The 24,844-nt window shown below is 70.1% G+C and carries 24 protein-coding genes; 15 read left to right on the top strand and 9 right to left on the bottom strand.

Features of this window, described 5'->3' with window-relative positions; translation table 11 throughout:
* The first annotated feature begins 3 nt into the window (after positions 1–3).
* The 5 genes from E4O86_RS04400 to E4O86_RS04380 all read left to right on the top strand — a co-directional run bounded on the left by E4O86_RS04400 (position 4) and on the right by E4O86_RS04380 (position 2,368).
* Positions 4–402: a hypothetical protein gene (locus E4O86_RS04400; RefSeq protein WP_161139302.1), complete on the top strand. Its 399-nt coding sequence runs from the start codon at positions 4–6 to the stop codon at positions 400–402.
* A gap of 188 nt (positions 403–590) precedes the next feature.
* Complete coding sequence (locus tag E4O86_RS04395; protein ID WP_425500109.1) at positions 591–995, top strand: rod-binding protein; 405 nt, start codon at positions 591–593, stop codon at positions 993–995.
* Positions 996–997: 2 nt separating this feature from the next.
* Positions 998–1,408, top strand: a complete 411-nt coding sequence (locus E4O86_RS04390; RefSeq protein WP_246206203.1) for a hypothetical protein — start codon at positions 998–1,000, stop codon at positions 1,406–1,408.
* Positions 1,405–1,857: a hypothetical protein gene (locus E4O86_RS04385; RefSeq protein ID WP_205520696.1), complete on the top strand. Its 453-nt coding sequence runs from the start codon at positions 1,405–1,407 to the stop codon at positions 1,855–1,857. The genes E4O86_RS04390 and E4O86_RS04385 overlap by 4 nt, the downstream gene beginning before the upstream one ends.
* Positions 1,858–1,924: 67 nt before the next feature.
* Positions 1,925–2,368: a hypothetical protein gene (locus E4O86_RS04380; RefSeq protein ID WP_161139300.1), complete on the top strand. Its 444-nt coding sequence runs from the start codon at positions 1,925–1,927 to the stop codon at positions 2,366–2,368.
* On the opposite strand, the gene E4O86_RS04375 is transcribed toward E4O86_RS04380, so the two are convergent.
* The 3 genes from E4O86_RS04375 to E4O86_RS04365 form a co-directional block, all read right to left on the bottom strand.
* Positions 2,355–2,714: a PilZ domain-containing protein gene (locus E4O86_RS04375; protein WP_161139299.1), complete on the bottom strand. Its 360-nt coding sequence runs from the start codon at positions 2,712–2,714 to the stop codon at positions 2,355–2,357. The two genes, E4O86_RS04380 and E4O86_RS04375, sit on opposite strands and share 14 nt — an antisense overlap.
* Positions 2,711–3,343, bottom strand: a complete 633-nt coding sequence (locus E4O86_RS04370) for a hypothetical protein (protein ID WP_161139298.1) — start codon at positions 3,341–3,343, stop codon at positions 2,711–2,713. The genes E4O86_RS04375 and E4O86_RS04370 overlap by 4 nt, the downstream gene beginning before the upstream one ends.
* A 110-nt stretch (positions 3,344–3,453) precedes the next feature.
* Entirely contained in the window at positions 3,454–3,954 is a 501-nt protein-coding gene (locus E4O86_RS04365) for an Rrf2 family transcriptional regulator (protein WP_161139297.1), read from the bottom strand.
* 210 nt (positions 3,955–4,164) lie between these two features.
* Between E4O86_RS04365 and E4O86_RS04360 the strand changes: the two genes are divergently transcribed.
* The 8 genes from E4O86_RS04360 to ligA all read left to right on the top strand — a co-directional run bounded on the left by E4O86_RS04360 (position 4,165) and on the right by ligA (position 15,086).
* Positions 4,165–5,088 carry a D-alanine--D-alanine ligase gene (locus tag E4O86_RS04360; protein WP_161139296.1) on the top strand — a complete coding sequence of 308 codons (924 nt, stop codon included), beginning with the start codon at positions 4,165–4,167 and terminating at the stop codon, positions 5,086–5,088.
* Positions 5,076–5,987: a cell division protein FtsQ/DivIB gene (locus tag E4O86_RS04355; protein WP_161139295.1), complete on the top strand. Its 912-nt coding sequence runs from the start codon at positions 5,076–5,078 to the stop codon at positions 5,985–5,987. Before E4O86_RS04360 ends, E4O86_RS04355 begins: the two co-directional genes overlap by 13 nt.
* Positions 5,984–7,315: a cell division protein FtsA gene (gene ftsA, locus E4O86_RS04350; protein WP_161139294.1), complete on the top strand. Its 1,332-nt coding sequence runs from the start codon at positions 5,984–5,986 to the stop codon at positions 7,313–7,315. The genes E4O86_RS04355 and ftsA overlap by 4 nt, the downstream gene beginning before the upstream one ends.
* A 61-nt stretch (positions 7,316–7,376) precedes the next feature.
* Positions 7,377–9,122 (top strand): cell division protein FtsZ, encoded by a 1,746-nt coding sequence (ftsZ, locus tag E4O86_RS04345; RefSeq protein ID WP_161139293.1) that lies wholly within the window; start codon positions 7,377–7,379, stop codon positions 9,120–9,122.
* Between the two features lie 232 nt (positions 9,123–9,354).
* Entirely contained in the window at positions 9,355–10,308 is a 954-nt protein-coding gene (gene lpxC, locus E4O86_RS04340) for a UDP-3-O-acyl-N-acetylglucosamine deacetylase (protein WP_161139292.1), read from the top strand.
* A gap of 120 nt (positions 10,309–10,428) precedes the next feature.
* Positions 10,429–11,265, top strand: a complete 837-nt coding sequence (locus E4O86_RS04335; RefSeq protein WP_343039093.1) for an outer membrane protein assembly factor BamD — start codon at positions 10,429–10,431, stop codon at positions 11,263–11,265.
* 15 nt (positions 11,266–11,280) lie between these two features.
* Positions 11,281–12,951 carry a DNA repair protein RecN gene (gene recN / locus E4O86_RS04330; RefSeq protein WP_161139291.1) on the top strand — a complete coding sequence of 557 codons (1,671 nt, stop codon included), beginning with the start codon at positions 11,281–11,283 and terminating at the stop codon, positions 12,949–12,951.
* Positions 12,948–15,086 carry an NAD-dependent DNA ligase LigA gene (ligA, locus tag E4O86_RS04325; protein WP_161139290.1) on the top strand — a complete coding sequence of 713 codons (2,139 nt, stop codon included), beginning with the start codon at positions 12,948–12,950 and terminating at the stop codon, positions 15,084–15,086. The genes recN and ligA overlap by 4 nt, the downstream gene beginning before the upstream one ends.
* 136 nt (positions 15,087–15,222) lie before the next feature.
* On the opposite strand, the gene E4O86_RS04320 is transcribed toward ligA, so the two are convergent.
* Complete coding sequence (locus E4O86_RS04320) at positions 15,223–17,295, bottom strand: hypothetical protein (RefSeq protein WP_161139289.1); 2,073 nt, start codon at positions 17,293–17,295, stop codon at positions 15,223–15,225.
* A gap of 259 nt (positions 17,296–17,554) precedes the next feature.
* Positions 17,555–19,408, bottom strand: coding sequence for an aminopeptidase P family protein (locus tag E4O86_RS04315; protein WP_161139288.1), 1,854 nt, complete (start codon positions 19,406–19,408; stop codon positions 17,555–17,557).
* 180 nt (positions 19,409–19,588) lie between these two features.
* Here E4O86_RS04315 and E4O86_RS04310 point away from each other — a divergent pair, with 180 nt between their 5' ends.
* Positions 19,589–19,804 (top strand): hypothetical protein, encoded by a 216-nt coding sequence (locus tag E4O86_RS04310; protein WP_161139287.1) that lies wholly within the window; start codon positions 19,589–19,591, stop codon positions 19,802–19,804.
* Positions 19,805–19,850: 46 nt separating this feature from the next.
* Here E4O86_RS04310 and E4O86_RS04305 read toward each other — a convergent pair whose 3' ends face one another.
* Positions 19,851–20,735, bottom strand: coding sequence for a 50S ribosomal protein L11 methyltransferase (locus E4O86_RS04305; RefSeq protein ID WP_161139286.1), 885 nt, complete (start codon positions 20,733–20,735; stop codon positions 19,851–19,853).
* 138 nt (positions 20,736–20,873) lie between these two features.
* On the bottom strand, positions 20,874–21,050 hold the full coding sequence (locus E4O86_RS04300; protein ID WP_161139285.1) for a hypothetical protein: 177 nt from the start codon (positions 21,048–21,050) through the stop codon (positions 20,874–20,876).
* On the opposite strand from E4O86_RS04300, the gene E4O86_RS04295 reads away from it, so the two are divergent.
* Entirely contained in the window at positions 21,028–21,615 is a 588-nt protein-coding gene (locus E4O86_RS04295) for an NAD(P)H-dependent oxidoreductase (RefSeq protein WP_161139284.1), read from the top strand. The genes E4O86_RS04300 and E4O86_RS04295 overlap by 23 nt on opposite strands.
* A 4-nt stretch (positions 21,616–21,619) precedes the next feature.
* On the opposite strand, the gene E4O86_RS04290 is transcribed toward E4O86_RS04295, so the two are convergent.
* Entirely contained in the window at positions 21,620–23,986 is a 2,367-nt protein-coding gene (locus tag E4O86_RS04290) for an ATP-dependent helicase (RefSeq protein ID WP_161139283.1), read from the bottom strand.
* Positions 23,987–24,196: 210 nt separating this feature from the next.
* On the bottom strand, positions 24,197–24,844 hold a 648-nt coding region (locus E4O86_RS04285; RefSeq protein WP_161139282.1), incomplete at its 5' end, for a PRC-barrel domain-containing protein.

Raw genomic sequence — 24,844 nt, 5'->3', positions numbered from 1 at the left:
GCGATGGCCGACCGGCTGCGCCAGATCAGGCGCATGATCGCCGTCCAGGAGGAGCTCTTCCGGATCGCGGAGCGGAAGGTCGCGGATCTGGAAGCGCGCCGGATCGCGAACGCCGAAGCCCAGGGCGAGGTCCTCCGGGCCCTCGGCGCCGAGAACGCCCTCCATGGCCTCTTCCTGGAGCAGGCGTCCAGACGGCTGGCCGCTCTTTCCCGCGAGGGCGACCGGATCGTGCGCGAGACGGATGAGGCGCGCGCGGCGCTGCTCGGCGAGGGGCGCAGGCTGAAGCAGGCGAGGCGGTTCGGAACGGCGCTCGAGGATGAGGAGCGCCGACGGCAGGAGGCACGCGAGCTTGAGGACGTGATCGACCGGATCGCCGGCGGGGGCAGCGCAAGCCTCCCGTAAGCTTGCCCGGGCATCCTGCGACCAGGACAGTCGCGAGTGCGAGTATTCCGGACGTGGCCATCCAACCGCCGTCGGACATCATCCTGGACGTTGCCCGTGCGGCGGATCCCGGTCGCGCGCGGGCGGCAGCCGACCGGCTGCGCACGCTCGCGCTTGCTCCGCCGGACCAGGCGCCGACCTTCGACGCCATGATGGAGGCCGCCATCCGTCCCGCGCCGCATCCGGGCAGGTCCGATTCGGCCGCGGTGCTCAGGCGGATGGAGAACGCGTCCGCCCTGCGGAACGGGGGCTCGGCCGGCGAGCCGCCCGCCTATCGCCGGTTCGAGGCCTTCGTGCTGCAGACCTTCGTGGAAGCCGTGCTGCCCAAGGACACGGACGGCATCTTCGGGAAGGGAACGAGCGGCTCCGTCTGGCGCTCCATGTTTGCGGAGCAGATCGCCGGGCAGATCGCGAAGGCGGGCGGGATCGGCATCGCGGATGCCGTGCTTGCCGCGCATCCCGCAGGTGCGGCCGGTCCGGCCTCGGACGGGGACGCGGCTCCGGCGTATCAGGCGGCCGCACCGGTCCGTCACGGCGTCACGAAGCGAGGCTGACCATGCGAATGTCGGAAAATCTGGAGCCGTGCGGAGCGTTTCGATCCGCTGCCGACCGCAGCCCGGCGCTCGGCGGGTTCCTGAATGCGGTCTCGCGGCTCGAGGCGGTCGTGGACGAGGAGACGGAGGCCCTCCGGGCCCGGCGCGGGCGCATCGATCTCGACGATTTCAACAGGCGCAAGAGCCTGGGCCTGCTCGAACTCTCGCGCGCGATGCGGGGAGTGGAACGTGCCGGCCATGCCGAGATCGTGACAAGGCGGCTCGGTTCGCTTCGAGCCCGGCTCGATGCGAACCAGGCGGTCCTCAGAGTGCACATGAAGGCGGCGCAGGAGATCTCCGGGCTCCTTGCCGAGGCCATCCGGGAATCGGAATCCGACGGCACCTATTCGGGCCAGGTCGGGGCGAGGGGATGATCCGGCTCGTCGCGACCGGCCTCTGGATCTGCCTCGTCACGCTTGCCGCGAGCTATGCGGCGATGGAGTGGAAGCTCGGCGCCGAAGCCCGCGCCGAGACCGGCGGGGCCGCGCAGCACCTCGCCCTCGAAAAGACCCGGCCGATCAGCGTGCCGATCATCGCCGATGGCGCGCTGCAGGGCTATGTTGTGGCGAGCTTCACCGTCACGCTCGATTCCGAACGGAGCGCGAGCCTCCCCGTGCCCTCGCTCGCATTCGTCACCGACGAGGCGTTCAGGGCGATCTACGCCGACCCCACGCTCGACTTCCGGCACCTCGACCGCTACGACCTCGCCGCCCTCACGAGGCGGATCGCGGAGAGCGTCAATGCCCGTCTCGCCGCCGAGATCGTAGCCGACGTGCTCGTCGAGGAATTCAACTACGTGCCGGCGAGCGCGGTCCCTTGGTGAGCCCTGCGCGCCGGGGCGATCCGGATCGGTTGCTCGAAGATCGGGACCGCCCGGCCGGTCGGCACGGATGAGCCGGTTCAACCGCCTGACCTGGTCGGGATTTGCGCTCGCCGCGTGCGGCTGGCTCCTCCTCGGAATGCTCGGCGCGGCCCAGTTCGTGGCGGAAGGCGCCGGCCCGGCGGCGCGGCTCGCGGCAGATGCGAGGCTCGTTTCGATTGCGGAGATGGCGATTGTCAGCGGCCTGGCGCTGGCCGTCATCGGCGTGCTCGTGGCCGGCTTCGGCGCGCTCGACGGCCTCTTCGGCGCGCTCCTTCGGCTTTCGGCGGAGCGGAGCCGCGAGGCTGCGCAGGCCGCTTCGGCCGAGTTGCCGGCCGACCAGGTCGTGGAGCGCGGCCGGGTTCGGGACCGAAGCTATGCCGTCTACGGCGACGGCAGCGTCGAGATCGAGACCCTTCTCGGGGTGCGGCGGTTCCGCTCCTTCGAAGAGGTTCACGAATTCATCGGCGCGTGAGGCTGCGCTCGGCGACGGCGTAATAGGGGCCGGCCATCGCAGCACGGGCGCGCGCCGTCATGGCGAGGTCGGACTGGCCCGGCCGGAACCGGATCCCGATCTCCTGCCCGTTCCGCCAGATCACGTCGGCGGCGGCGAGCCTCCGGTCCTCGTCCTCGAAGAGACGGATGGAATCGGGCAGCGCGACCGGCGCGACCAGCCGCAGCCGCGCTCCGTCCGGCGAGCGGTCATGGACGAGGCACTCGATCAGGAAGGCGTTCCGGCAATCGAGGATCTTGCCGGCCCGCAGCCGGGTGCGCCGCCTCCGTTCGCTCCTCTTCTCCTCGCCCGGCGGGTGGAGGCTCACGGCAGAGGCGTGGTGCGGAGCGATTCCGGTTCGTCCGCGGTCCGGATCAGTCCCGCGGCCGTCACGACCACCCACCGACCCTCGCGGAACTCGATGGCGTCGACCCGGCCCGCACCCGGCAGCACCGCGCCGGGGCGGACCTGGCGAAGCCCCTCGGCGCTTTCCAGCACGGCGGCGCCGTCCGCGACCCTCAGGAGGCGGTAGTCCCCGGCGTCGGCGGGCTCGCCGCCGGCAAAGCGAGCGGCGGCAGCCTCGTCCGCGGAACCGGATGCGCTCTGGAGCTCGACCTTCGGCCGGACCGTCATCGGGAGGGAGCCGGTCGTTGTCGGTCCCTTGTCCCAGTCCGCGTGGCGGTCGATGTCGAAGGCGATGCCGGGGGGCCCGGCCGGCGCATCGGCGCCCGTGGCGATCAGGCCGGGCGCCGGCGTGCGCGAGATCATGGCTCCGGCGAAGGTACCGGAGGCGACGGCGAGCAGGATGCCCGCGAGCGCGAGGCCGTGCTCCAGGGTGAATGCGGCGCGGGGCCGGTAGGGCGTGGGAGGTCTCGCCGCGAGCGTCGGCAGCGGACGGGTCCACTGCTCGGTTCTCCGCCGCTGCGATCCTGCTTCCGGTCTGCTTAAGGGCGCCATCCGTCCCGCTGCCGCGAAATTCGTTTCCCGGCAGCATGGCGCGACATGGTTACCCGAACCTTACCGCGAGGATCGTCCAGGTCGGATGGGAGGCACGAGGGCGGAGCGGCTCAGTCGAAATAGGCCAGGAGCGGGCCGGGGTCCTTCGCGCCGCCGCCCGGAACGAAGCCGGATTCCATCCCCGGCTCGCCGGGCCAGGGATGCGCCCGCCGGGCCTTCACGAGATCTTCCAGCGTGTGCTGCTCGAGCACGTCGAGGAAGGCGTTGAAGGCGCTGTTGAAGATCCGGTTGATCGGTGCGGCCGGCCGGATCAGGCACTTGTCGGCCACCTGGCCGAAGCAGTCGGCCTGGATGTCGGCGTCCTCGGTGAGGCGCACGACATCGCTGATCCTGATCTCGCTCGGCGCCTTTCCGAGGCGCAGGCCGCCCTTGCGGCCGCGCGTGGTCTTCACCAGGCCCCCATGGACCAGAATCGGAATGATCTTGAGGACGTTGAACTCGGTGATCTGGTACGCGCGCGCGATCTCGGCCGCCTTGACCTGCTGGTCCGGATGGAGCGCGCAGTGCAGGAGAATTCGGAGCGCGTAGCTCGTCTGCTTGGTGAGTCTCATCGGCCCGGACACGCGTTTGAAGCGGAAGCTACCATATGGGGAGGAGTTCCGCCAACGCCAGCATTGCCTTGCAAATGCTGCAATTTCTCCATCCCCGGTCGGAATTCCCGAACCCCCGGCAGCTTCCGGCGAGGCAGACTGGACGCCTTGGTTAACGGTTTCTAACCGAATCGGCTGGCAGAAGACACGCCCTCGACCGGGGAGTGCGTCATGTCCAAGCCGAAGCATGTTGCGGTGCTGATGGGAGGCTGGTCCTCCGAGCGGCCGGTCAGCCTTGCCTCCGGAAAGGAATGCGCCGACGGGCTGGAGCAGGCGGGCCACAGGGTCACCCGGATCGATGTCACCCGGGATGTCGCGCGCGTGCTGTCCGAGCTCCGGCCGGACGTCGTCTTCAATGCTCTCCACGGCCCCTATGGCGAGGACGGCACGATCCAGGGCCTGCTGGAGATCCTCGGCATTCCCTACACGCATTCCGGCGTGCTCGCCTCCGCCCTCGCGATGAACAAGGACAAGGCGAAGTCGGTCGCCCAGGCGGCCGGCATCCCGGTCGCCGAGCACCGGCTCGTCCCCCGCGAGGAGGCGGCCCGCAGCCACGTGCTGCCGCCGCCCTACGTCATCAAGCCGGTCGCGGAAGGCTCGTCCTTCGGCGTCATCATCGTCGGGCCCGATCAGGCGCACCCGCCCCAGTCCGTGCTCTCGGCGGAATGGGGCTACGGCGAGACCGTGATGGTGGAGCGGTACGTGGCGGGGCGCGAACTCACCTGCGCCGTCATGGGCGGCGAGGCGCTCGGCGTGACCGAGATCATTCCGCTCGGCCACGGCTTCTACGACTACGATGCGAAATATGCGAGCGGGGGCTCGCGGCACGTCGTTCCGGCACCTCTTAAACCCTTTGTTTACCAAAATCTTCGCAGGCTGGCTCTTGAGGCGCATCAAGCCCTTGGCTGCCGCGGGGTCACCCGATCCGACTTCCGATACGACGAGAACGGAAGCGGCGAGGTGATCTGGCTGGAGATCAACACCCAGCCGGGAATGACGCGAACCTCTCTCGTTCCCGAACTCGCGGCCCATGCCGGCCTGAGCTTTCTGGAACTGGTGGACTGGATGGTGGAGGACGCTTCGTGCCGACGGTAGGTGGGGTGACGAGAGGGGCGCGGAATGCCGTCGCCGGACTCGATGCCGCGCTCGGCCGGCTGGGGTCCCCGATCGCCGCGCTCGTTCCCCGGAGGCTGCGCCGAATCATCGAGAAGGTGGAGCGCCAGCGCACCCGGCCGGTCGGCCAGAAGGCGGCCGTCGGCTTCCTCGCGGCGACCGTCTTCTACGGCGTGGTCGGCGGCGGTCACGTGCCCGCCCTCGTCAACGCGGCGTTTCTCGTTTCCGGCTTCGGGATCGAGGAGATCCGCGTCTCCGGCGCGTCGGAAACGCCGGAGAAGGCCGTCATCGGCGCGCTCCGCATCAATCGCACGGCGCTGCCTCTGTTCAGCGCCGAGGCGGCTCACGAGCGGCTCTCCGGGCTGCCATGGGTGGCGGACGTGACGGTGCGCAAGCTCTATCCGAACGGGATCGCCGTCGATCTCGTCGAGCGGCCGCCATTCGCGCTCTGGCAGGACCAGTCCGGGTCGATCAAGATCGTGGACCGCGAGGGCAATTCGATCATGCCCTTCCGCGATCGCCGCTACGCGCGGCTTCCCTTCGTCGTGGGTCCGGGCGCCAATCTCAAGGTGGCGGCGTTCTGGCCCGCCGTCGCAAGCCAGCCCCTCCTCGCAGAGCGCACCCGCGCGGCCGTGCTGGTGGCGAACCGGCGCTGGGACCTGCACCTGGAGAACGGCATCGTCGTGAAGCTGCCGGAGAAGGATCCGGCCGCGGCACTCGCCCGGCTCGCCCAGCTCGAGCGGGATCAGCAGATCCTCGAACGGGACGTGACGCAGCTCGACCTCCGCATCCCCGACCACATCACCGCGCGGCTCGCGGAAGGGCAGCCCCTCCCCGGGGAGGGCAAGGAGAAGGCGCGCAAGGGCGCGGCACGGATATGAGGGGCGCACCGGACCGGACCGTGGCGGGCGTCTCCCGGATCAAGCCGCTGAGCGCCCGGCGCTCCGCGATCGTCAGCGTGCTCGATGTCGGCTCGACCAAGATCACCTGCCTGATCGCGCGCCTGCGGCCGAGCGAGAGCGAGGCGCTCCGGCACCGCAGCCACGCGATCGAGGTGCTCGGCTTCGGCACCACGCGGTCGCGTGGGGTGAAGTCGGGCTTCGTGGTCGACCTCGACGAGGCCGAGGTCGCGATGCGCCTCGCCGTCGACCAGGCCGAGCGCATGGCCGAGATGACGGTCGGCAGCGTGATCGTGAACCTCTCCTGCGGCCGCCTTCGGAGCGAGGTCTTCTCGGCGGGCGTTGCCGTGCGCGGCCCGACCGTGACGAATGGCGACGTGCAGCGCGTGCTCGCGGCCGGCGGCGCGCATTCGGTGCGCGAGGGGCGGATGGTCGTCCACTCGGTTCCGATCGGCTACGCGCTGGAGGGCCAGCATGGGATCGCCGATCCGTGCGGCATGGTCGGCGAGGCGCTCGGCATCGACATGCATGTCGTCACCGCGGACGAGAGCCCCCTTCGCAATCTCGAGCTCGCGATCAACCGCTGCCATCTCGAGGTCGAGACGGTGGTCGCCACGCCCTATGCCTCCGGCCTCTCGACCCTCGTCGAGGACGAGGCCGAGCTCGGCGTCGCGTGCATCGATCTCGGCGGCGGCACGACGACGCTTTCGGTCTTCTGCTCCGGCCAGTTCGTCCATGCCGATGCGGTGCCGATCGGCGGCAACCACATCACGCTCGACATCGCGCGGGGCCTCTCGACGGGTCTTGCGGATGCGGAGCGGCTCAAGGCCAAATTCGGCTCGGCCCTGCCGTCCGCCTCCGACGACAAGGACATTCTGACCATCCCGCCGGTGGGCGAGGACGAGCGGGACCACCCGAACACCGTCCCGCGTTCGGCGCTCACCCGGATCGTGCGCCCGCGCGTCGAGGAGACGCTCGAGATGGCCCGCGACATGCTGCTGCAGTCGGGCTTCGCCGAGCAGGTCGGCCGCCGGGTCGTGCTCACGGGCGGCGCGAGCCAGCTCACCGGCGTCGCGGAAACCGCCCGCCGGATCCTCGGCCGCAACGTGCGGCTCGGCCGTCCCCTCGGGATCGCCGGCATGCCGGATTCCGCCAAGGGGCCGGCCTTCTCGGCGGCGGTGGGCCTCGTGATCTACCCGCAGGTCGCCAAGATCGAGCAGTTCGAGGCGCGGCAGCCTGGCTGGGGCGCGATGACGGGGACGGACGGATACCTCGCCCGGATGGGGCGATGGCTTTGGGACAGTTTCTAGAAGCGAACGGACGCGGAGAGGCGGCCAAGCCGCCGGCGAAAAGGCGGAAGAGGACGAAGCGATGACGATCAACTTGAGAATGCCAGACCTTCAGGAGCTGAAGCCGCACATCACCGTGTTCGGCGTCGGCGGCGCCGGCTGCAACGCCGTCAACAACATGATCGAGGCGGGGCTCGAAGGCGTCGATTTCGTCGTCGCCAACACCGACGCCCAGGCGCTCGCGATGGCGAAGGCCGAACGGCTGATCCAGATGGGTGTCGCCGTCACCGAGGGTCTCGGCGCCGGTTCGCAGCCGGAGATCGGCCGCGCCGCCGCGGAGGAGACGATCGACGAGATCAACGACCACCTCTCCGGCGCGCACATGGTCTTCATCACCGCCGGGATGGGTGGCGGCACCGGCACCGGCGCCGCGCCGGTCGTCGCGCGGGCCGCGCGCGAGGCGGGCATCCTGACCGTCGGCGTCGTCACGAAGCCGTTCCAGTTCGAGGGCGTCCGCCGTATGCGTCTCGCGGAAGCGGGGATCGAGGAACTGACGAAGCATGTCGACACGCTGATCGTCATCCCGAACCAGAACCTCTTCCGCATCGCCAATGAGAAGACCACTTTCGCGGATGCCTTCGCGATGGCGGACGAGGTGCTCTATTCCGGCGTCGCCTGCATCACCGACCTGATGGTGAAGGAAGGCCTCATCAATCTCGATTTCGCGGACGTCCGCTCCGTGATGCGGGAAATGGGACGCGCCATGATGGGGACCGGGCAGGCCTCCGGCGAGAAGCGGGCGGTCGAGGCGGCCGAGAAGGCGATCTCCAATCCGCTCCTCGACGACATCAGCATGAAGGGCGCGCAGGGCCTGCTGATCTCGATCACCGGCGGCCGCGACATGACACTCTTCGAGGTGGACGAGGCGGCGAGCCGGGTCCGCGAGGAGGTCGACGGCGACGCCAACATCATCTTCGGCGCGACCTTCGACGAGAGCCTCGAAGGCATGATCCGGGTGTCCGTCGTGGCGACGGGCATCGACCATGCCCAGCGCATGCAGGAGCAGGCCCAGCCGGCCGGCGAAGCCGGGATCGCCGAGCTGCAGCGCCGCCTGCGTTCCGTCGCCACGCCCGCCCAGCCGGCGCGCGAGCGCGAGATCGCCCATGCACAGGCGCTCGATTCGCTCGAGGCGGAGCTCGCCTCGGCGAACCTCCGCGCGGCGCCGGCAGCAATCCAGCCTGCCAGGGCTCCGGCGTCGCAGCGCCAGGCCGACCCCTCGGTGCGGATCGGGCCGTTCCGGCCCGAGCCATCGCTCGCAACCCCGCGCGCCATGGAGGCGGACTTCGAAGGGGCGGTCGAGGCCGAGACCAGCCATCCGGGGGCGCAGCCCTTCATCCCGCCGGCGGCGGAGCGTCCGGAGGACGTCCAGCCCCGCATGCCGCGGGTGGAGGACTTCCCGGCCGTCGCCCAGCGCGGCGCCCGGCCGCAGCAGGTGGCCCATGCGGTGGAGGACGAGCGCCGGCCGCGCGGGCTGCTCGCCCGGATCACGCATGGTCTCGCCAAGCGGGAGGAGGAGGTCGACTATCCGCGGCAGCCCGCCCAGCGGCCGAGCATGGAGATCGACCCGCGCGCGGCGCATGCCGCCGCTCCCCCGGCGCCACGTCAAAGCCAGTCGGAGTTCGCCAAGCAGGCGCAGCCCCGCAGGATGGGCGAGCCGGCGCCGGTGGCGGGGAATCTCGATCCGCGCGGTCGCGTCGTCCAGCCGGAAACGCGCCGCGAGGACGATCATCTCGAGATCCCGGCCTTCCTGCGCCGGCAGTCGAGCTGATCCGCACCGATCTGCGACAGGACCGGCCCGCCGCCGTGCGGGCCGGTTCGCGCGCGACCGCATGCAGGGCCGGGAAATCATTGGTTTTGCAATTACTTAGATCGTAACAATCGGTAAGAAACGTTGATTGGCGGGGGTGCACCGCGATCTGTAGTTTCCCGGCAACCTAAGCCAAGCGAATCAGGGCTCCGGCTCCCGCCGGGCGCCCTCGGACACGTACCCGGGACTGGACATGGCGTTCTCGACCACCTCGATGCAGAAGACCCTGAAGGGGAGGGTCGACGTCACGGGGATTGGCGTTCACAGCGGGAAGACGGTCCGGATGTCCCTTATCCCGGCCTGCCCGGATACCGGCGTGGTGTTCCTGCGCAGCGGTGCCGACGGGTCCGAGGCGGAGATTCCGGCGCTGAGCTCTTCGGTCGGCGCGACCGAGCTGTCGACCGTTCTCGGGGATCCGCGCGGTCTCCACGTGGCGACGGTCGAGCATCTGATGGCGGCGCTCTCGGCGCTCGCGGTCGACAATGTGCTGATCGAGATCGACGGCCCCGAGGTGCCGGTGATGGACGGCAGCGCGCGAGCCTTCGTCGAGGCGATCGATCAGGTTGGCCTGAAGGTGCAGCGCGTCGCCCGCCGCTCGATCCGGGTGCTCCGCAGCGTTTCGGTCGAGGTCGGCTCGTCCCGGGCGGAGTTCCTTCCCTTCGACGGACGGCGCTTCGAGACGACGGTGGAATTCGATTCGGCCTTTGTCGGCCGGCAATCGCTCGGCGTGACGCTGACCGCCTCGAGCTTCCGGAGCGAGATCGCGCCGGCGCGGACCTTCGGCTTCATGAAGGATGTCGAGCGGCTCTGGGCGGCGGGCTTCGCGCTCGGCTCCTCGCTGGAGAACTCCGTCGTGATCGGCGAGGAAGGCATCGTCAATCCCGACGGGCTCCGGTTCCCGGACGAGTTCGTCCGGCACAAGATGCTCGACGCGATCGGCGATCTCGCGCTCGCCGGCCTGCCGATTCTCGGCCTCTACCGCTCGTTCCGGGGCGGGCACCGCCTCAACGCCCTGGCGCTCAATGCGCTCCTCGCCGAGCGCGATGCCTGGACCATCGTGGGCGGCGAGGTTCGCGAGAGCGCGGTCGAGACGCGGGCGCGCTCGCTCGAGGGGCTCGTCGCGGCCTTTGCCCCGGAAGTCTCCTGAAAGACGCGCCCGGTTTCGTCACAGCGGGGCCACGATTGCGTGGGAACGGCTTGGAGCCTGAGCGCCGCTCGGCTAACAGGGGCGCGGCACCGCCCGCTGGGCAGACCTGATGGACAGACCGTGATCGAGCCCTTCCGCCGCATCTTCGCCGCCTTCGGCATCGCCGCTTCCGCCTTTGTGGTTTCGGCCTGCTCCAGCACCGAGGACTTCTCGAAGGATCTCGTGGAGCCGGAACGCGCCGACATCACCTACAACAAGGGGCTCGCGCTGCTGAATGCCGGCGACACGACGGAAGCGCGCGAGAAGTTCGAGGCGATCGACAAGGAGCACCCGTACTCGGACTATGCGCGTCGCGCGCTCATCATGTCGGCCTACCTGAACTTCAAGCGGGGCCGCTACCCGGAGGCGGTCAATGACGGCAAGCGCTACGTGACGCTCTTTCCGGCGAGCAAGGACGCCGCCTACGCCCAGTACATCGTCGGCGAATCCTATTTCCGGCAGATCCCCGACATCACCCGCGACCAGGAACTGTCGGAGCGGGCGATCCAGGCGATGAACGAGGTGGTGCAGAAGTACCCCGATTCGGAATATGCCGAGGACGCCCGCCAGAAGGTCCAGGTCGCCGTCGACCAGCTGGCCGGCAAGGAAATGCAGATCGGCCGCTACTACGAGGAGCGGCGCGACTATCTCGCCGCGGTCAACCGCTTCAAGATCGTGGTGACGACCTATCAGACGACAAGGCATGTCGAGGAAGCGCTGCACCGCCTCACCGAATGCTATCTCGCGCTCGGCATCGTGCCCGAGGCGCAGACGGCGGCGGCCGTGCTCGGCCACAACTTCCCGGACAGCGAGTGGTACAAGTACAGCTACCAGCTCCTGCAGAAGGGCGGTGTGGAGCCGAACGAGAACCAGGGCTCCTGGATCTCGCGCGCCTTCCGCGGAGCCATCGGCGCCTGATAGGCTCCGCCGGCCATGCTGGCGAATCTGAGCATCCAGGACATCGTCCTCATCGACCGGCTGGGGATCGACTTCAGCGCCGGGCTCACCGTGCTCACGGGCGAGACGGGTGCCGGAAAGTCGATCCTCCTCGACGCGCTCGCGCTCGCGCTCGGCTCGCGCGGAGACGCCGCTCTGGTACGTGCCGGGGCGGAGCGCGGCATCGTGACGGCGAGCTTCGAGCCTGCGGCCGGGCATCCGGCGCGCCGCCTCGTCGAGGAGAACGGGATTGCGGGCGAGGGCGAGCTCATCCTGCGCCGCATCCAGTCGACGGACGGCAAGACGCGGGCCTTCGTGAACGACCAGCCGGTGAGCGTCGGGCTTCTGAGGGCGCTCGGCGGGATGCTGGTGGAGATCCACGGACAGCACGACGACCGCGCGCTCGTCGCGATCGAGGAGCACAGGCGCCTTCTGGATGCATTCGGCGGCCTCGAGCCGGACGTGGAGGAGGTGCGGAACCTCTGGCGCGCCTACCGGACCCTCGATGGCGATCTCGGACGGCTGCGGAGCGCGGTCGCGGAGGCGGAGCGGGAGGCGGACTATCTCCGGGCTGCCGTGGAAGAGCTCGAGACGCTCGCGCCCGAGCCGGGCGAGGAGGAGCGGCTGGCGGAGCGCCGGCAGGTCCTGATGGCCAGCGAGAAGATCGCGGGCGACCTGAACGAGGCCTATGAGGTGATCGGGGGAGGCGGTTCGCCGGTCCCGGAGCTCGTGAGCCTCGTCCGGCGGCTCGACCGCAAGAGCGCGGAAGCCGGCGGGCTCCTGGAAGCCGTGATAGCGGCGATCGGCCGGGCGCTCGACGATCTCGAGGAGGCGAGGCTCGGCCTGGAGCAGGCGATCCGCGCCTGCGACCACGACCCGGGCGAGCTGGAGCGGACCGAGGAGCGGCTCTTCGCGCTCCGCGCCGCCGCCCGCAAGCACCAGGTCCCGGTCGACGATCTCCCGGCGCTTGCTGCGGAATACGCCGCGCGGCTGGAGGACATCGTGAGCGGCGAGGAGAGAATCGCCGCGCTCGAGAAGGAGGTGGCGGTGGCGAGGGAGCTCTATCGCGGCGCCGCGATGCGGCTGTCGGAGGAGCGCCGCGTGGCCGCCGAGGCACTCGAGGCGGCGGTCGGAGCCGAGCTGCCGGCCCTCAGGCTCGAGCGCGCCCGCTTCATCGTCTCCGTTTCCGCGCGCGAGGACGCCGCGGGGCCGACGGGAATCGACGAGGTCTCCTTCCTCGTCCAGACCAATCCCGGCACGCCGGCGGGACCGATCATGAAGGTCGCCTCCGGCGGCGAGCTGTCGCGCTTCCTGCTTGCCCTCAAGGTGGCGCTGGCGGATCGCGGCTCCGCGCCGACCCTCGTCTTCGATGAGATCGACACGGGCGTCGGCGGCGCGGTGGCCGAGGCGATCGGGCGGCGGCTCGCGCGGCTCGCCGAACGCGTCCAGGTGCTCTCCATCACCCATGCGCCGCAGGTGGCCGCGCGGGCGCGCTCCCATCTTCTCATTTCGAAGGCGCCCGTCGGCGGCGGCGAACGGGTGGCGACCGGCGTCGCGCCGCTCGCCGGCGCCGAGCGGCGGGAGGAGATCGCGCGCATGCTCGCCGGGGCGACCATTTCCGACGAGGCACGCGCCGCCGCGGCACGCCTCATGGAGGGTGCGGCGTGAAGACACCGGGCCAACCGCCGGAGGTGCCGGCCGACGAACTCGATCGGGACGCGGCGGCCGCCGAGCTCGAGCGGCTCGCGCGCGAGATCGCCGAGAACGACAGGCGCTATTATCAGCAGGACGCCCCGGTCATCTCGGATGCCGAATACGACGCGCTGAGGCAGCGCAATGCCGCGATCGAGGCGCGCTTCCCGGATCTCGCGCGGCCCGATTCGCCGAGCAGGAAGGTCGGTGCGGAGCCGAGCGCGGGCTTCGGCAAGGTCCGCCATGCCGTCCCGATGCTCTCGCTCGACAACGCGTTCTCCGACGAGGAGGTGCGGGATTTCGTGGCCCGGATCCGCCGCTTCCTCGGCCTGACGCCGGACGCCGCCGTGGCGCTGACCGCCGAGCCCAAGATCGACGGCCTCTCTGCCTCGCTCCGCTACGAGGATGGTCGCCTCGTCGTCGGCGCGACGAGGGGAGACGGAACCGAGGGCGAGGACGTGACGGCGAACATCCGCACGATCTCCGAAATCCCGCAGCGCCTGCCGGCGGGCGCGCCGGAGCTCGTCGAGATCCGCGGCGAGGTCTACATGACGCACGCCGATTTCGCGGCGCTCAACCAGCGCATGGCGGCAGCCGGGGGCGGGCGGGTCTTCGCCAATCCGCGCAATGCGGCCGCCGGTTCGCTGCGCCAGCTCGATCCGAAGATAACCGCGTCGAGGCCGCTCCGGTTCTTCGCCTATGCCTGGGGCGCCTGGAGCGGCGATCTCCCCTGCGCGACGCAGAGCGGGATGGTGGCTCTCTTTCGCGAATGGGGCTTTCCAACCAACGATCTGATGATCCGCTGCGAGAATGTCGAGGCGGCGCTCGCGCACTACCATCAGATCGAGGCGCGCCGCGCCGGGCTCGGCTACGATATCGACGGCGTCGTCTACAAGGTCGACGACCTGGCGCTGCAGCGCCGGCTCGGCTTCGTCTCGCGCGCGCCGCGCTGGGCGCTCGCCCACAAGTTCGCGCCGGAGCGTGCGACGACGGTGCTCGAAGCGATCGAGATCCAGGTCGGGCGGACCGGCGCGCTCACCCCGGTCGCGAAGCTGACGCCCGTCACGGTCGGCGGCGTGGTGGTTTCGAACGCGAGCCTCCACAACGAGGACTACATCAAGGGAATCGGCAATGACGGGGAACCGATCCGGGACGGGAAGGACATCCGGGTCGGCGACACGGTCGTCGTGCAGCGCGCCGGCGACGTCATCCCGCAGATCGTGGACGTCAATCTCGCCGAGCGGCCGGCGGACACGGCGCCGTTCGTCTTCCCGACCAGGTGCCCGGTCTGCGGCTCGGACGCCGTGCGCGAGCACAATGCCAAGTCGGGCCGCGAGGATTCGGTCCGCCGCTGCACCGGCGCGCTCATCTGCCCCGCGCAGGCCGTCGAGCGGCTCCGTCACTTCGTCGGACGGGACGCCTTCGACATCGAGGGCCTCGGCGAGAAGCAGGTCGAAGCCTTCTACCGCGACGGGCTGATCGCCCATCCGTCCGACATCTTCCGGCTCGACCCGGAGCGGCTGAAGGGCAGGGAGGGCTACGGTCCGACCAGCATCCGAAACCTCATGAGCGCGATCGCGGCGCGCCGCGCGATCGAACTCAACCGCTTCATCCTGGCGCTCGGCATCCGGCATGTCGGCGAGACCAACGCCCGGCTCCTCGCCCGCCATTTCGGGACGTTCGAGCGCTTCCGCGATGCCGCGACGGCAGCCGGCCGCGGCGACGAGGCGGCGCTCGGCGAGATTGACGGGATCGACGGGATCGGTCCCGTGGTGGCCGAGGCGATCGTGCAGTTCTTCCGGGAGGCGCACAACCAGGCGGAGCTCGACCGGCTGCTCGCGGCGGTCGAGCCGCTGCCGATGGAGGCGCAGGCGGGCGGCTCCCCGGTCGCCGGAAAGACGGTCGTCTTCACCGGTTCGCTCGTGCGGATGACGCGCGAGGAGGCGAAGGCGATGGCCGAGCGCTTCGGCGCGAAGGTCGCCGGCTCGGTCTCCGCCAGGACGGATCTCGTCGTGGCGGGGCCGGGCGCAGGCTCCAAGCTCAGGAAAGCGGCCGAGCTCGGGATCGAGGTGATCGACGAGGACGCCTGGTTCGACCTCGTCGGCGGGTGAGACCCGATCGCAGGCCCGGGTGCCGGCGTGTTCGCGGGGCCGGGCTGCCGCCAGCCCGATCCAGGAAGAAGAAGGCCGCCGCCTCTGCGAGGCGGCGGCCCGGGTTCTCGCGCCGGGCCGTCGGCCCGGGCGCGGCTCAGATCAGGTCGGTGTAGTCGAACTCCCAGCCGTAGCCGGCGCCGTCGAGCTCGATCCCCGTCTCGAAGGAGCCGTTCCCGTCGAGATCCGCCACCAGATAGCCTGTGTCGGTCGAGGGATTCCACGTGAAGAAGAACGTGTAGCCGACGTAGTTCGCCTCCGCATAAGCCGCCGCGTCCTCGATCGACCACGCGAAGTAGTACTCGTAGGCCCACCAGCCGGAATTCCAGTAGGACCAGCCCGGGTGCCACCAGCCCATTGTCCAGGTCCAGGAGCCCGGAGTCCAGGCCCACCAGCCGGGCTGCCACCAACCGGGATTCCAGGTCTGCCAGCCGGGCGTCCAGGACCAGAAGCCGGGATGCCACCAGCCGGCATTCCAGGTCTGCCAGCCGGGGTGCCACCAGCCCGGGTTCCAGGTCTGCCAGCCCGGGGTCCAGGACCACCAGCCCGGGCTCCAGGACCACCAGCCGGGCGTCCACCAGCCGGGCGTCCACCAGCCGGAGTGCCACCAGCCAGGGTTCCAGGTCTGCCATCCCGGCGTCCATGACCACCAGCCCGGGGTCCACCAGCCCGGCGTCCACCATCCGCCGTTCCACCAGCCCGGATGCCACCAGCCCATGTTCCAGGTCTGCCAGCCCGGGGTCCAGGACCACCAGCCCGGCGTCCACCAGCCGGGCGTCCACCAACCGGAGTGCCACCAGCCAGGGTTCCAGGTCTGCCAGCCCGGGTGCCAGGTCTGCCAGCCCGGGGTCCAGGACCACCAGCCGGGCGTCCACCAGCCCGGGGTCCAGGACCACCAGCCCGGATGCCACCACCCCGGGTTCCAGGTCTGCCATCCCGGCGTCCACGACCACCAGCCCGGCGTCCACCAGCCCTGATGCCAGTACTGCCAGCCGGGGGTCCAGGACCACCAGCCCGGCGTCCACCAGCCGGGGATGACGGTCCACCAGCCATAGACGTACCAGGAATCGACCAGCAGGCTCTCGATGTAGTTCCCGGCCGTGCCGGCGATCGACATGTCGACCCAGTCGGCGATCTCCCAGTCGACGATGACGTCGGCGCTCGCCGTTGTCGCACCCGTGTCGCCGTCGCCGAAAACGAAAGCGTCGCCGTCCGCACCGCCGACCAGGTGGTCTCTTCCCTCGCCCCCGATCAGGGTGTCCGCGCCGTCGAAGCCCTTGAGGACGTCGTCGCCCGCTCCGCCGTCGAGCTCGTTGGCGACGGCATTGCCGAGGAGCTTGTCCGCGAATGCGGACCCGACGACATTCTCGATGCCGACCACCGTGTCGTTTCCGTCCCCGGTCGCGACGCTTGCGGTGAGGTTCACGACGACCGGGCCCGACGCCTCGGCATAGTTCACCGTGTCGATGCCGCCGCCGCCGTTCAGCGTGTCGTTTCCGCCGCGGCCCGTCAGCACGTCGTCGCCGTCCGCGCCCCAGATCACGTTGTTGCCGCCGTCGCCGGCGAGATTGTCGCCGAAGGCGGAACCGTAGACGTTCTCGACGTCGATGATCGTGTCCGACCCCTCGCCCGTCGCCGTGCCGGCCGCGAGATCGACGGTGACCGCGGCTGCGGAATAGGAATAGTTGACGAGGTCCGTTCCGTCGCCGCCATCCATCGTGTCGTCGCCGCCGAGGCCGAGCAGGTGGTCGTCGCCGCCGCCGCCGCTCAGTGCGTTGTTGCCGCCGTCGCCGAGCAGCGTGTCGTTGAAGCCGGACCCGACGACGTTCTCGATGGCGACGAGAATATCGTTGCCGTCGCCGAACGCGACCTTGGCGGTGAGATTAACGGTGACGGGACCGGACGCTTCGCTGTAGTCGGCGGTGTCGGTCCCGTTGCCGCCGTTCAGCGTGTCGTTGCCTGCGCCGCCGTGGAGACTGTCGTTGTCGTCGCCCCCGAAGAGCGTGTCGTCGCCGTCGTCGCCATAGAGAATGTCGTCGCCGGCGCCCGCATAGACCGTGTCCGCGGCCGTCGTGACACCGGTGACCTCGTTCGTGCCGAGCGGGGGTGCCCGGCCGTCCCCGGCCCGGTGGATGAAATCGCTTCCGCTGCTGCCCTTGACCAGCGCCATGAGCCCTCTCCCGGGGCCGGATTCTGGGGCCGGCCCTCTGAAATAGTTGGAGTGCTGGAAAACTTAGGAGTTCCGGAGCACGCCGGAAGAATTGCTCCCAGAATTCCGGCAGCCAATATTAACATGACAGAGAAAGTTGAAGAAGGTCGACAATCGACGAAATCGCGCCTGCCCCTGATCACGACAGCGTGATCGAAGGGGTGGGCGAGCTACCCGCGTGCGGAATCGGCGGAGCGGCTTCGGTGCTGCTTGGGGCGGATCAGCCGACGAGCGGGCGGCAGGCTTCGGCCAGCCAGTCGCGCTCCGCCGCGTCGAGCGTGTCCCAGCCGGAAAGGGTGCCCCAGACGCGCATGTGATAGGCGTCGAGCCATGCGATCTCGGCCGCGTCCATCAGGCGAGGGGCGACGAGGCGCCTGTCGATCGGCGCGAGCGTGATCGTGTCGAAGCCGAGCATGGGCCGGTCGCCGCCGGGAATCGGCTCCGCTTCCCGCACGACGACGAGGTTCTCGATCCGGATTCCGAAATCGCCGGCCCGGTAGTAGCCCGGCTCGTCGGAGAGGATCATGCCGGGCTCGAGCGGCGTGTGGCCGGTCTTGGCGATCCGCTGCGGGCCCTCGTGCACGGAGAGATAGGCTCCGACGCCGTGGCCGGTGCCGTGGTCGAAATCGAGCCCTGCGCGCCAGAGCGCAGCGCGGGCGAGGGCGTCGATCTGGGCCCCGGTGGTCGCTTTCGGGAAGCGGGCCGAGGCGATGGCGATCATGCCCTTCAGCACCCGGGTGAAGCGGTCGCGATAGAGGTCGAGCCGCTCGGGGGCGGCCGTGCCGATCAGCACCGTGCGGGTGACGTCGGTGGTGCCGTCGCGATATTGCCCGCCGGAATCGACGAGATAGAGGTCGCCCGGCGCGACCGTCCGGTCGGTCCGCCGGGTCACGCGGTAATGATTGATCGCCGCATTCGGGCCGGTCGAGGAGATCGTGTCGAAGGAGATGCCGGCGAGCGCCTGTCCGTCGGCCTCGGCGGTCGTCCGGCGGGCGTCCTCCAGTCTGCGGGCCAGGCTTATCTCGGTCTGGGATCCGTCCGAACCATGCCGGTCCAGCCAGCACAGGAAGCGCACCATCGCGGCGCCGTCACGCACATGCGCGCGCCGGGTGGCGGCGATTTCCGCCGGCGTCTTGCGGGCCTTGGGCAGCGCGACGGGGTCGGCGCCCTCGACGATCGTGCCGCCATGCCCCTCGACGAGACGCGCCACGGCCTCGCCCGATCCGTTCGGATCGTAGAGCACGCGACGGCCGCCGCGCCCGAGCGCCTCGAGCGCGTCGCGGAAGGCGCTCGGCTCCAGGATGTCGGCAAAGCCTTCCAGGCGATCCCTGACGGCGTTGGAGAGCTTGCGGCCGTCGATGAAGAGCGTCGGCCGTCCCTCGGCCGCGAGGATTGCGAAGGAGAGGGGGAGCGGCGTGTGCGGGACGTCGTCGCCCCGGATGTTGAAGGCCCAGGCGATCGAGGCCGGATCGGTGACGATCGCGGCGTCGACCCGCTTCTCGCGGAGCGCGCGCCCGAGCTCCTCGAGCTTCGAGGAGACCGGCCGGCCGGCGAGTTCTTCGGGATGTTCGCCGACCGGAGCGAGCGGCGGGGCGGGCCGGTCCTGCCAGATCGCGTCGACAGGGTTGGCCTCGACCGGCACCAGCGTGCCGCCTGCGCCCTCGATCGCCTCGGCGATCTGGCGCACCTGCGCCCGCGTCATCAGCCAGGGATCGTAGCCGATCCGCGCGCCGTGGCCGGCATTGGCCCTGAGCCAGGCGGAGACCGGGGTCTCGATGACGGAGACGGGCTCGAACACGGCCGTGTCGACCTGGTCGCGGACCTGGAGGGTGTAGCGGCCGTCGATGAAGATGGCGGCCCTGTCGCGCAGCACCACCGCCGTGCCCGCGGAGCCCGTGAAGCCGGTCAGCCAGGCGAGCCTTTCGGCGGAGGGGGGCACGTACTCGCCCTGGTGCTCGTCTGCGCGCGGCACGATGAAGCCGTCGATCCCGAGCGGGGCGAGCATTGCGCGGAGTGCCTCCGCGCGCTCCGCGCCGCGGCTGCCGTCGGCTCTGTCTTCGAAGCTCTGGAACATCGCCTGCTCTTAGCATGGGTGCCCGGCAGCGCACAGGGCGCGGTCGCTGCGGTGCTCCCGCGCTCTTCGCACATGCAAAAGAAACAAGGCAGCCATGCGGCGCAGGCCCTGACGCGGACTCTCAGGAACGGCTATCTAACTACCCGGAACACAGGACATTTCTTCTTGGAGGAGGCCATCATGGCTGCGAGCACCTATGCCGGTGCCATTACCCGCGAAGCGCGCCAGGGCAAGAGCTTTTTCGCCCGCGCGGTGGATGCGGTCGTTGCGGCGCGGACCCGCCAGGCCGAGCGCCTGATCGCACAGCAGATCGCGCTCATGGACGACCGGACGCTTGCCGATCTCGGCTATACGCGTGCCGAGGTCGCGCGGGCGATCGGCCGGGCGTCGGCCTAAGGCCGGACGGACGTCTCTTGGAGGCCGGGGCCCTCGGGCCCCGGCCTTATTCTTGTCGCGCGTGTCGGCGCGCCAGCACCAGTACGGCCCAGCCCTCGAATATCCGCGCCGAGTCCAGGCGCAGCCCCTGCAGCGCATAGGCGGCGACGACGCGCTCGCGCTGGTGCCTGAGAAGGCCGGAGAGCACCAGCACGCCGTTCGGGGCGAGGGCGCCGGCAATGGCAGGCGCCAGCCGCATCAGCGGCTCCGCCAGGATGTTCGCGACGATGAGATCGAAGGGAGCCCGCCTGCGGATTGCGCCGTGCTGCATTCCTCCCGCCGCGACGAAATTCGCGAGCGGCGCGACGCGGTTGAGCGCCGCGTTCTCGCGCGCGACCCGGATCGCAACCGGATCGATGTCGGTGGCGAGCACCGGGACGCGGAGCACCTTCGCGAGCGCGATGGCGAGAACACCGGATCCCGTGCCGAGATCCAGCGGGTTTTCGAACCGGCGCGCGCGCGTGAGGCGGTCGAGGACCGCCAGGCAGCCGGCGGTGGTGCCATGGTGGCCGGTTCCGAAGGCCTGGCCGGCCTCGATCTCGATCGCGACCCGGCCCGGTCGGACGGTCGCCCGGTCGTGGCTGCCATGGATCACGAAGCGGCCGGCCTCGACCGGCTGCAGCGCCTTCAGCCCTTCGGCGATCCAGTCCGCCTCCGGAAGCACCTCGACCTCGGGCCGCGCCGCGATCCCGTTGGCCGCCAGCCTGTCGCCGACCATGGCCGCGACCGCGTCGGGCTCGCCCGCCTCGAAATAGAGATCGACCGTGAACCGCCTTTCCGGCTCCTCGAAGAGCGCCACCGGCACGGCGCCGTCTTCGAATTCGCGTTCCAGGCAAGCGGCGATGCGGCGGGCCTCGGGCTCGGGAGCGGTGAAGGTCGCTTTGAGGATCATCGCCCGCCCTTAGCACCAATGCGGGGAGATTTCCCGACTTCGTTGGGCGCGCCGCGGAGCCGGCCGCAGGGCCCCGCGGTGCGCGGCATGCGCCGACCGGCCGGTCGGGCGCCGCGGCCCCGGAGGGACCCCGGCCCATCAAGGCAGGGAGATCGGCAGGGCACCCGGCCGCTCCCGATCGCGCCCGGCCTGCAAGACGAATCCCCGCTCATCTTGCGATTCCGCAAGGATCGGCAGCCCCGTCTTCGACAGGACTATATCGGAGGAGGCAGGTTGAACCGCGGGGATCTCCATGGCGAAGCGGATCTGCATCATCCAGGGGCATCCGGATCCCAGGCCGGAGCGCTTCTGCCGCGCGCTCGGGGAGGCCTATCGGAAGGGCGCGGAGGCGGCCGGCCACGAGGTCCGGCAGATCGACGTCGCATCGCTCGCGTTTCCGCTCCTCAGGACGCAGGCCGACTGGGAGCACGCCGCGCCGCCGGATGACATCGTCCAGGCGCAGGACAATATCGGCTGGGCCGAGCATCTCGTCTTCGTCTATCCGCTCTGGCTGGGCGCGATGCCGGCACTCCTGAAGGGCTTCCTCGAGCAGGCGCTCCGCCCGGGCTTCGCGGTCTCAGGCGAGGCTGCCGGCACGGCCTGGACGCAGCGCCTGAAGGGCCGCTCGGCCCGGATCGTCGTCACGATGGGCATGCCCGCGCTCGTCTATCGCTGGTATTTCGGCGCCCACAGCCTGAAGAGCTTCGAGCGCAACATCCTGAAGTTCTGCGGCATCCGGCCGGTCCGCGAGAGCCTGGTCGGCATGGTCGCGGCGAAGGAGGGCGGCGGCCGGACGGGCTGGCTTGCAAAGATGGAAGAGCTCGGCTCGAAGGCGCTCTGACCGCTCAGGCGGCCTCCACGAAGCTGTCGACGACGCGCTTGCGGCCGGCCTTGTCAAAATCGACCGTGAGCTTGTTGCCGTCGACCGCGGCGACCGTGCCCGGACCGAACTTCTGGTGGAAGACGCGCTCGCCCGCCGCGAAGCGGGCCTCGCCGCCGATCACGCTCTTGGCGACGAGCTCGCCCTCGATCGTCAGCGCCTGCCGCCCCGTCCGCTTCCTGGGATCGGCGGTGTCGCGGTTCGCCTGCGCCCGCTGCCAGCCGGGCGTCGCGTAGGTCGAGCCGAACGGCGCCATCGTGTCGAAGCGCGACATGCCGTAGGGCATGGCCGTGCCGTAGCCGCCATAGCTCGCCGGCTCGGAGATCTCGACATCGGCCTCCGGCAGGTCGTCGAGGAAGCGCGAGGGAACGGTCGACTGCCAGAGCCCGTGGACGCGGCGGTTCGAGACGAACCAGATGGCGGCACGGCGGCGCGCGCGGGTGAGCCCGACATAGGCGAGGCGGCGTTCCTCCTCGAGGCCGGCGCGGCCGTTCTCGTCGAGCGCGCGCTGGTGCGGGAACAGCCCTTCCTCCCAGCCGGGGAGATAGACCGTGTCGAACTCCAGGCCCTTGGCGGAGTGGAGCGTCATGATGGAGACGGCGTCGCTCGCCTCGCCGCCCTCGGAATCCATGACGAGCGAGACGTGCTCCAGGAAGCCGGGGAGCGATTCGTACTCGCCCATCGTGTTGACCAGCTCCTTGAGGTTCTCGAGCCGCCCCGGCGCCTCGGCCGAGCGGTCGAGCTGCCACATCTCCGTGTAGCCGGACTCCTCCAGCACCATCTCCGCAAGGTCGGTGTGCGGCGTGTGGGGGATGAGGGCGGACCAGCGCTCGAAGCTCCGCAGCAGGGCGGAGAGCGCCTGGCGCAGCTTCGGCTTCAGCTCCTCGGTCCCGACGAGTTCCGCGGCCGCCGCCATCAGCGGCATGTTCCGCCGGCGGGCATGTCCGTGAAGGAGCTGCAGCGTCGCGGGACCGAGGCCGCGCTTCGGCGTGTTGACGATCCGCTCGAAGGCGAGGTCGTCCGCCGGGTTCACGGTGGCGCGGAGATAGGCGAGCGCGTCGCGGATCTCGAGCCGCTCGAAGAAGCGCGGGCCGCCGATCACGCGGTAGTTGAGCCCGAGCGTGACGAAGCGGTCCTCGAACTCGCGCATCTGGAACGAGGCGCGGACCAGGATCGCCATGTCGTTCAGCGCGTGGCCCTGCCGCTGCAGCCGCTCGATGTCGTCGCCGATCGCACGCGCCTCCTCCGAGGAATCCCAGGCGGAATTGACGGCCACCTTCTCGCCGAGCTCGGCGGTCTCGGTGAAGAGCGTCTTGCCGAGCCGCCCCTCGTTGTGCGCGATGAGGCCCGAGGCGGCGGCGAGGATGTGGCCCGTCGAGCGGTAGTTCCGCTCCAGCCGGATCACCTTGGCGCCCGGAAAGTCGCGCTCGAAGCGGAGGATGTTGTCGACCTCCGCGCCGCGCCAGCCGTAGATCGACTGGTCGTCGTCGCCGACGCAGCAGATGTTGCGGCTCTCCTTGCCCTGGGCGAGCAGCCTGAGCCACAGATATTGCGCGACATTGGTGTCCTGGTACTCGTCCACCAGCATGTACCGGAAGCGCTTCTGGTACTCGGCAAGGACGTCCGGCCGCTCGCGGAAGAGCCGCAGGCATTCGGTCAGGAGATCGCCGAAATCGGCGGCGTTGAGCGTCTTCAGCCGTGCCTGGTATTCGGCATAGAGCTCGCGGCCCTTGCCGTTCGCCGCGGCATAGGCCTCGCCGTCGGGCACCTTGTCCGGCGCGAGCCCGCGGTTCTTCCAGCCGTCGATGGCGGCAGCGAGCTGGCGGGCCGGCCAGCGCTTCTCGTCGATATTGGCGGCCTGGATGATCTGCTTCAGGAGCCGGATCTGGTCGTCGGTGTCGAGGATCGTGAAGTCCGACCTGAGGTCGACGAGTTCGGCGTGCCGGCGGAGGATCCTGACGCCGATCGCGTGGAACGTGCCGAGCCAGGGCATGCCCTCGGCCATGCCTTCGCCGATGAGGCGCGCGATCCGTTCCTTCATCTCGCGGGCGGCCTTGTTGGTGAAGGTGACGGCGAGGATCTGCGAGGGATAGGCGCGCCCGGAGGCGAGGATGTGGGCGATCCGGGTGGTCAGGACCCGCGTCTTGCCCGTGCCCGCGCCGGCGAGGACGAGAAGGGGTCCCTCGGTCGCCTCCACCGCCTCCTGCTGTTCGGGATTGAGGCCGGCCAAATAGGGCGCGGCGCGCGCGGCGAGCGCCCGGGCCGCGATGCCACCGGGCTTCGGCACGAGCTCGTCGGACTGTATGGCGGAACGGCGGGCCGGTTCGGACATGAAGCTTCGAATCGCCTTTTCGGAACAATAGGGCAACGCCGCGCCGATTGCGAGCATGCGGCCGCCCGGAGGCGGTCCCGGGATATGGCGGCTCCCCGGATATGGCGGCTCCGCCGTGGCGGTGCAACGCGGTCCGGCGCCGCGGCAGGGCCGGAACGAGAAAGGGCCCGCCGAAGCGGGCCCAGTCGTCGAAGGGAGGATTCGTCGCTCTTATTGGGGCGAGCCGCTGGAGGCAGGCGCCGCCGGATTCGGACTGGCGCCGCCCATGCCGCCGCCCGACATCGCTGCCGGCGAATTGGCGTTCTGCTCGGCCTCCATGTCGTCCTTGTCCTTGAACTCGGGCGCATCCTGCAGCGCCTCCTTGGAGCCTGCGACCACCAGCTTGATGTCGTTGTTCTCGTCCTTCTGGACGTTGACGGCGTCGTATGTGATCGCGACGTCCTTCTCGCCGATGCCGAGGAAGCCGCCGACGCCGATGACGACCGCGGCAATGCCGCCGCCCTCGTCGAGGACGAGATCGTTGATGCTGCCGATCTTCTCGTCCTGCTCGTTATAGACGGCCTGGCCCACATAATCGGTCGCGAGCCACTGCTCGTCCTTCTGCTCCGTGACGAAGGCGTTGGAATCCATCGGCTTGGCGCCCGCGTCGGCGGACTGGGTGGCGGTGTCGCCGCCGGCGGGCGGCGTGGTCTGGGCGGTCCCGGTGTCCGCGCCGCCGGCGGGCGGCGTCGTTTGGGCGGTTCCGGTGTCCGCGCCGCCGGCGGGCGGCGTCGTTTGGGCGGTTCCGGTGTCCACGCCGCCGGCGGGGGGCGTCGGCGTGTCCGCAGTGCTGGTGCCGGCGGAGGGCGTGCCGGTATC

This window comes from Propylenella binzhouense (assembly GCF_009866965.1).
GTDB lineage: Bacteria > Pseudomonadota > Alphaproteobacteria > Rhizobiales > Afifellaceae > Propylenella > Propylenella binzhouense.
This window is presented reverse-complemented; position numbering and strand designations above follow the sequence as displayed.

What these genes read in the sequence shown, in the direction of transcription:
- recN (WP_161139291.1), top strand. Translation starts at nt 11,281, where the DNA reads ATGCTGGCGAATCTGAGCATCCAGGACATCGTCCTCATCGACCGGCTG.
- E4O86_RS04360 (WP_161139296.1), top strand. Translation starts at nt 4,165, where the DNA reads ATGTCCAAGCCGAAGCATGTTGCGGTGCTGATGGGAGGCTGGTCCTCC.
- E4O86_RS04365 (WP_161139297.1), bottom strand. Translation starts at nt 3,954, where the DNA reads ATGAGACTCACCAAGCAGACGAGCTACGCGCTCCGAATTCTCCTGCAC.
- ftsZ (WP_161139293.1), top strand. Translation starts at nt 7,377, where the DNA reads ATGACGATCAACTTGAGAATGCCAGACCTTCAGGAGCTGAAGCCGCAC.
- E4O86_RS04400 (WP_161139302.1), top strand. Translation starts at nt 4, where the DNA reads ATGGCCGACCGGCTGCGCCAGATCAGGCGCATGATCGCCGTCCAGGAG.
- E4O86_RS04385 (WP_205520696.1), top strand. Translation starts at nt 1,405, where the DNA reads ATGATCCGGCTCGTCGCGACCGGCCTCTGGATCTGCCTCGTCACGCTT.
- E4O86_RS04290 (WP_161139283.1), bottom strand. Translation starts at nt 23,986, where the DNA reads ATGTCCGAACCGGCCCGCCGTTCCGCCATACAGTCCGACGAGCTCGTG.
- E4O86_RS04390 (WP_246206203.1), top strand. Translation starts at nt 998, where the DNA reads ATGCGAATGTCGGAAAATCTGGAGCCGTGCGGAGCGTTTCGATCCGCT.
- E4O86_RS04305 (WP_161139286.1), bottom strand. Translation starts at nt 20,735, where the DNA reads ATGATCCTCAAAGCGACCTTCACCGCTCCCGAGCCCGAGGCCCGCCGC.
- E4O86_RS04320 (WP_161139289.1), bottom strand. Translation starts at nt 17,295, where the DNA reads ATGGCGCTGGTCAAGGGCAGCAGCGGAAGCGATTTCATCCACCGGGCC.
- E4O86_RS04310 (WP_161139287.1), top strand. Translation starts at nt 19,589, where the DNA reads ATGGCTGCGAGCACCTATGCCGGTGCCATTACCCGCGAAGCGCGCCAG.
- E4O86_RS04300 (WP_161139285.1), bottom strand. Translation starts at nt 21,050, where the DNA reads ATGATGCAGATCCGCTTCGCCATGGAGATCCCCGCGGTTCAACCTGCC.
- lpxC (WP_161139292.1), top strand. Translation starts at nt 9,355, where the DNA reads ATGGCGTTCTCGACCACCTCGATGCAGAAGACCCTGAAGGGGAGGGTC.
- E4O86_RS04295 (WP_161139284.1), top strand. Translation starts at nt 21,028, where the DNA reads ATGGCGAAGCGGATCTGCATCATCCAGGGGCATCCGGATCCCAGGCCG.
- E4O86_RS04395 (WP_425500109.1), top strand. Translation starts at nt 591, where the DNA reads ATGATGGAGGCCGCCATCCGTCCCGCGCCGCATCCGGGCAGGTCCGAT.
- E4O86_RS04380 (WP_161139300.1), top strand. Translation starts at nt 1,925, where the DNA reads ATGAGCCGGTTCAACCGCCTGACCTGGTCGGGATTTGCGCTCGCCGCG.
- ftsA (WP_161139294.1), top strand. Translation starts at nt 5,984, where the DNA reads ATGAGGGGCGCACCGGACCGGACCGTGGCGGGCGTCTCCCGGATCAAG.
- E4O86_RS04370 (WP_161139298.1), bottom strand. Translation starts at nt 3,343, where the DNA reads ATGGCGCCCTTAAGCAGACCGGAAGCAGGATCGCAGCGGCGGAGAACC.
- E4O86_RS04315 (WP_161139288.1), bottom strand. Translation starts at nt 19,408, where the DNA reads ATGTTCCAGAGCTTCGAAGACAGAGCCGACGGCAGCCGCGGCGCGGAG.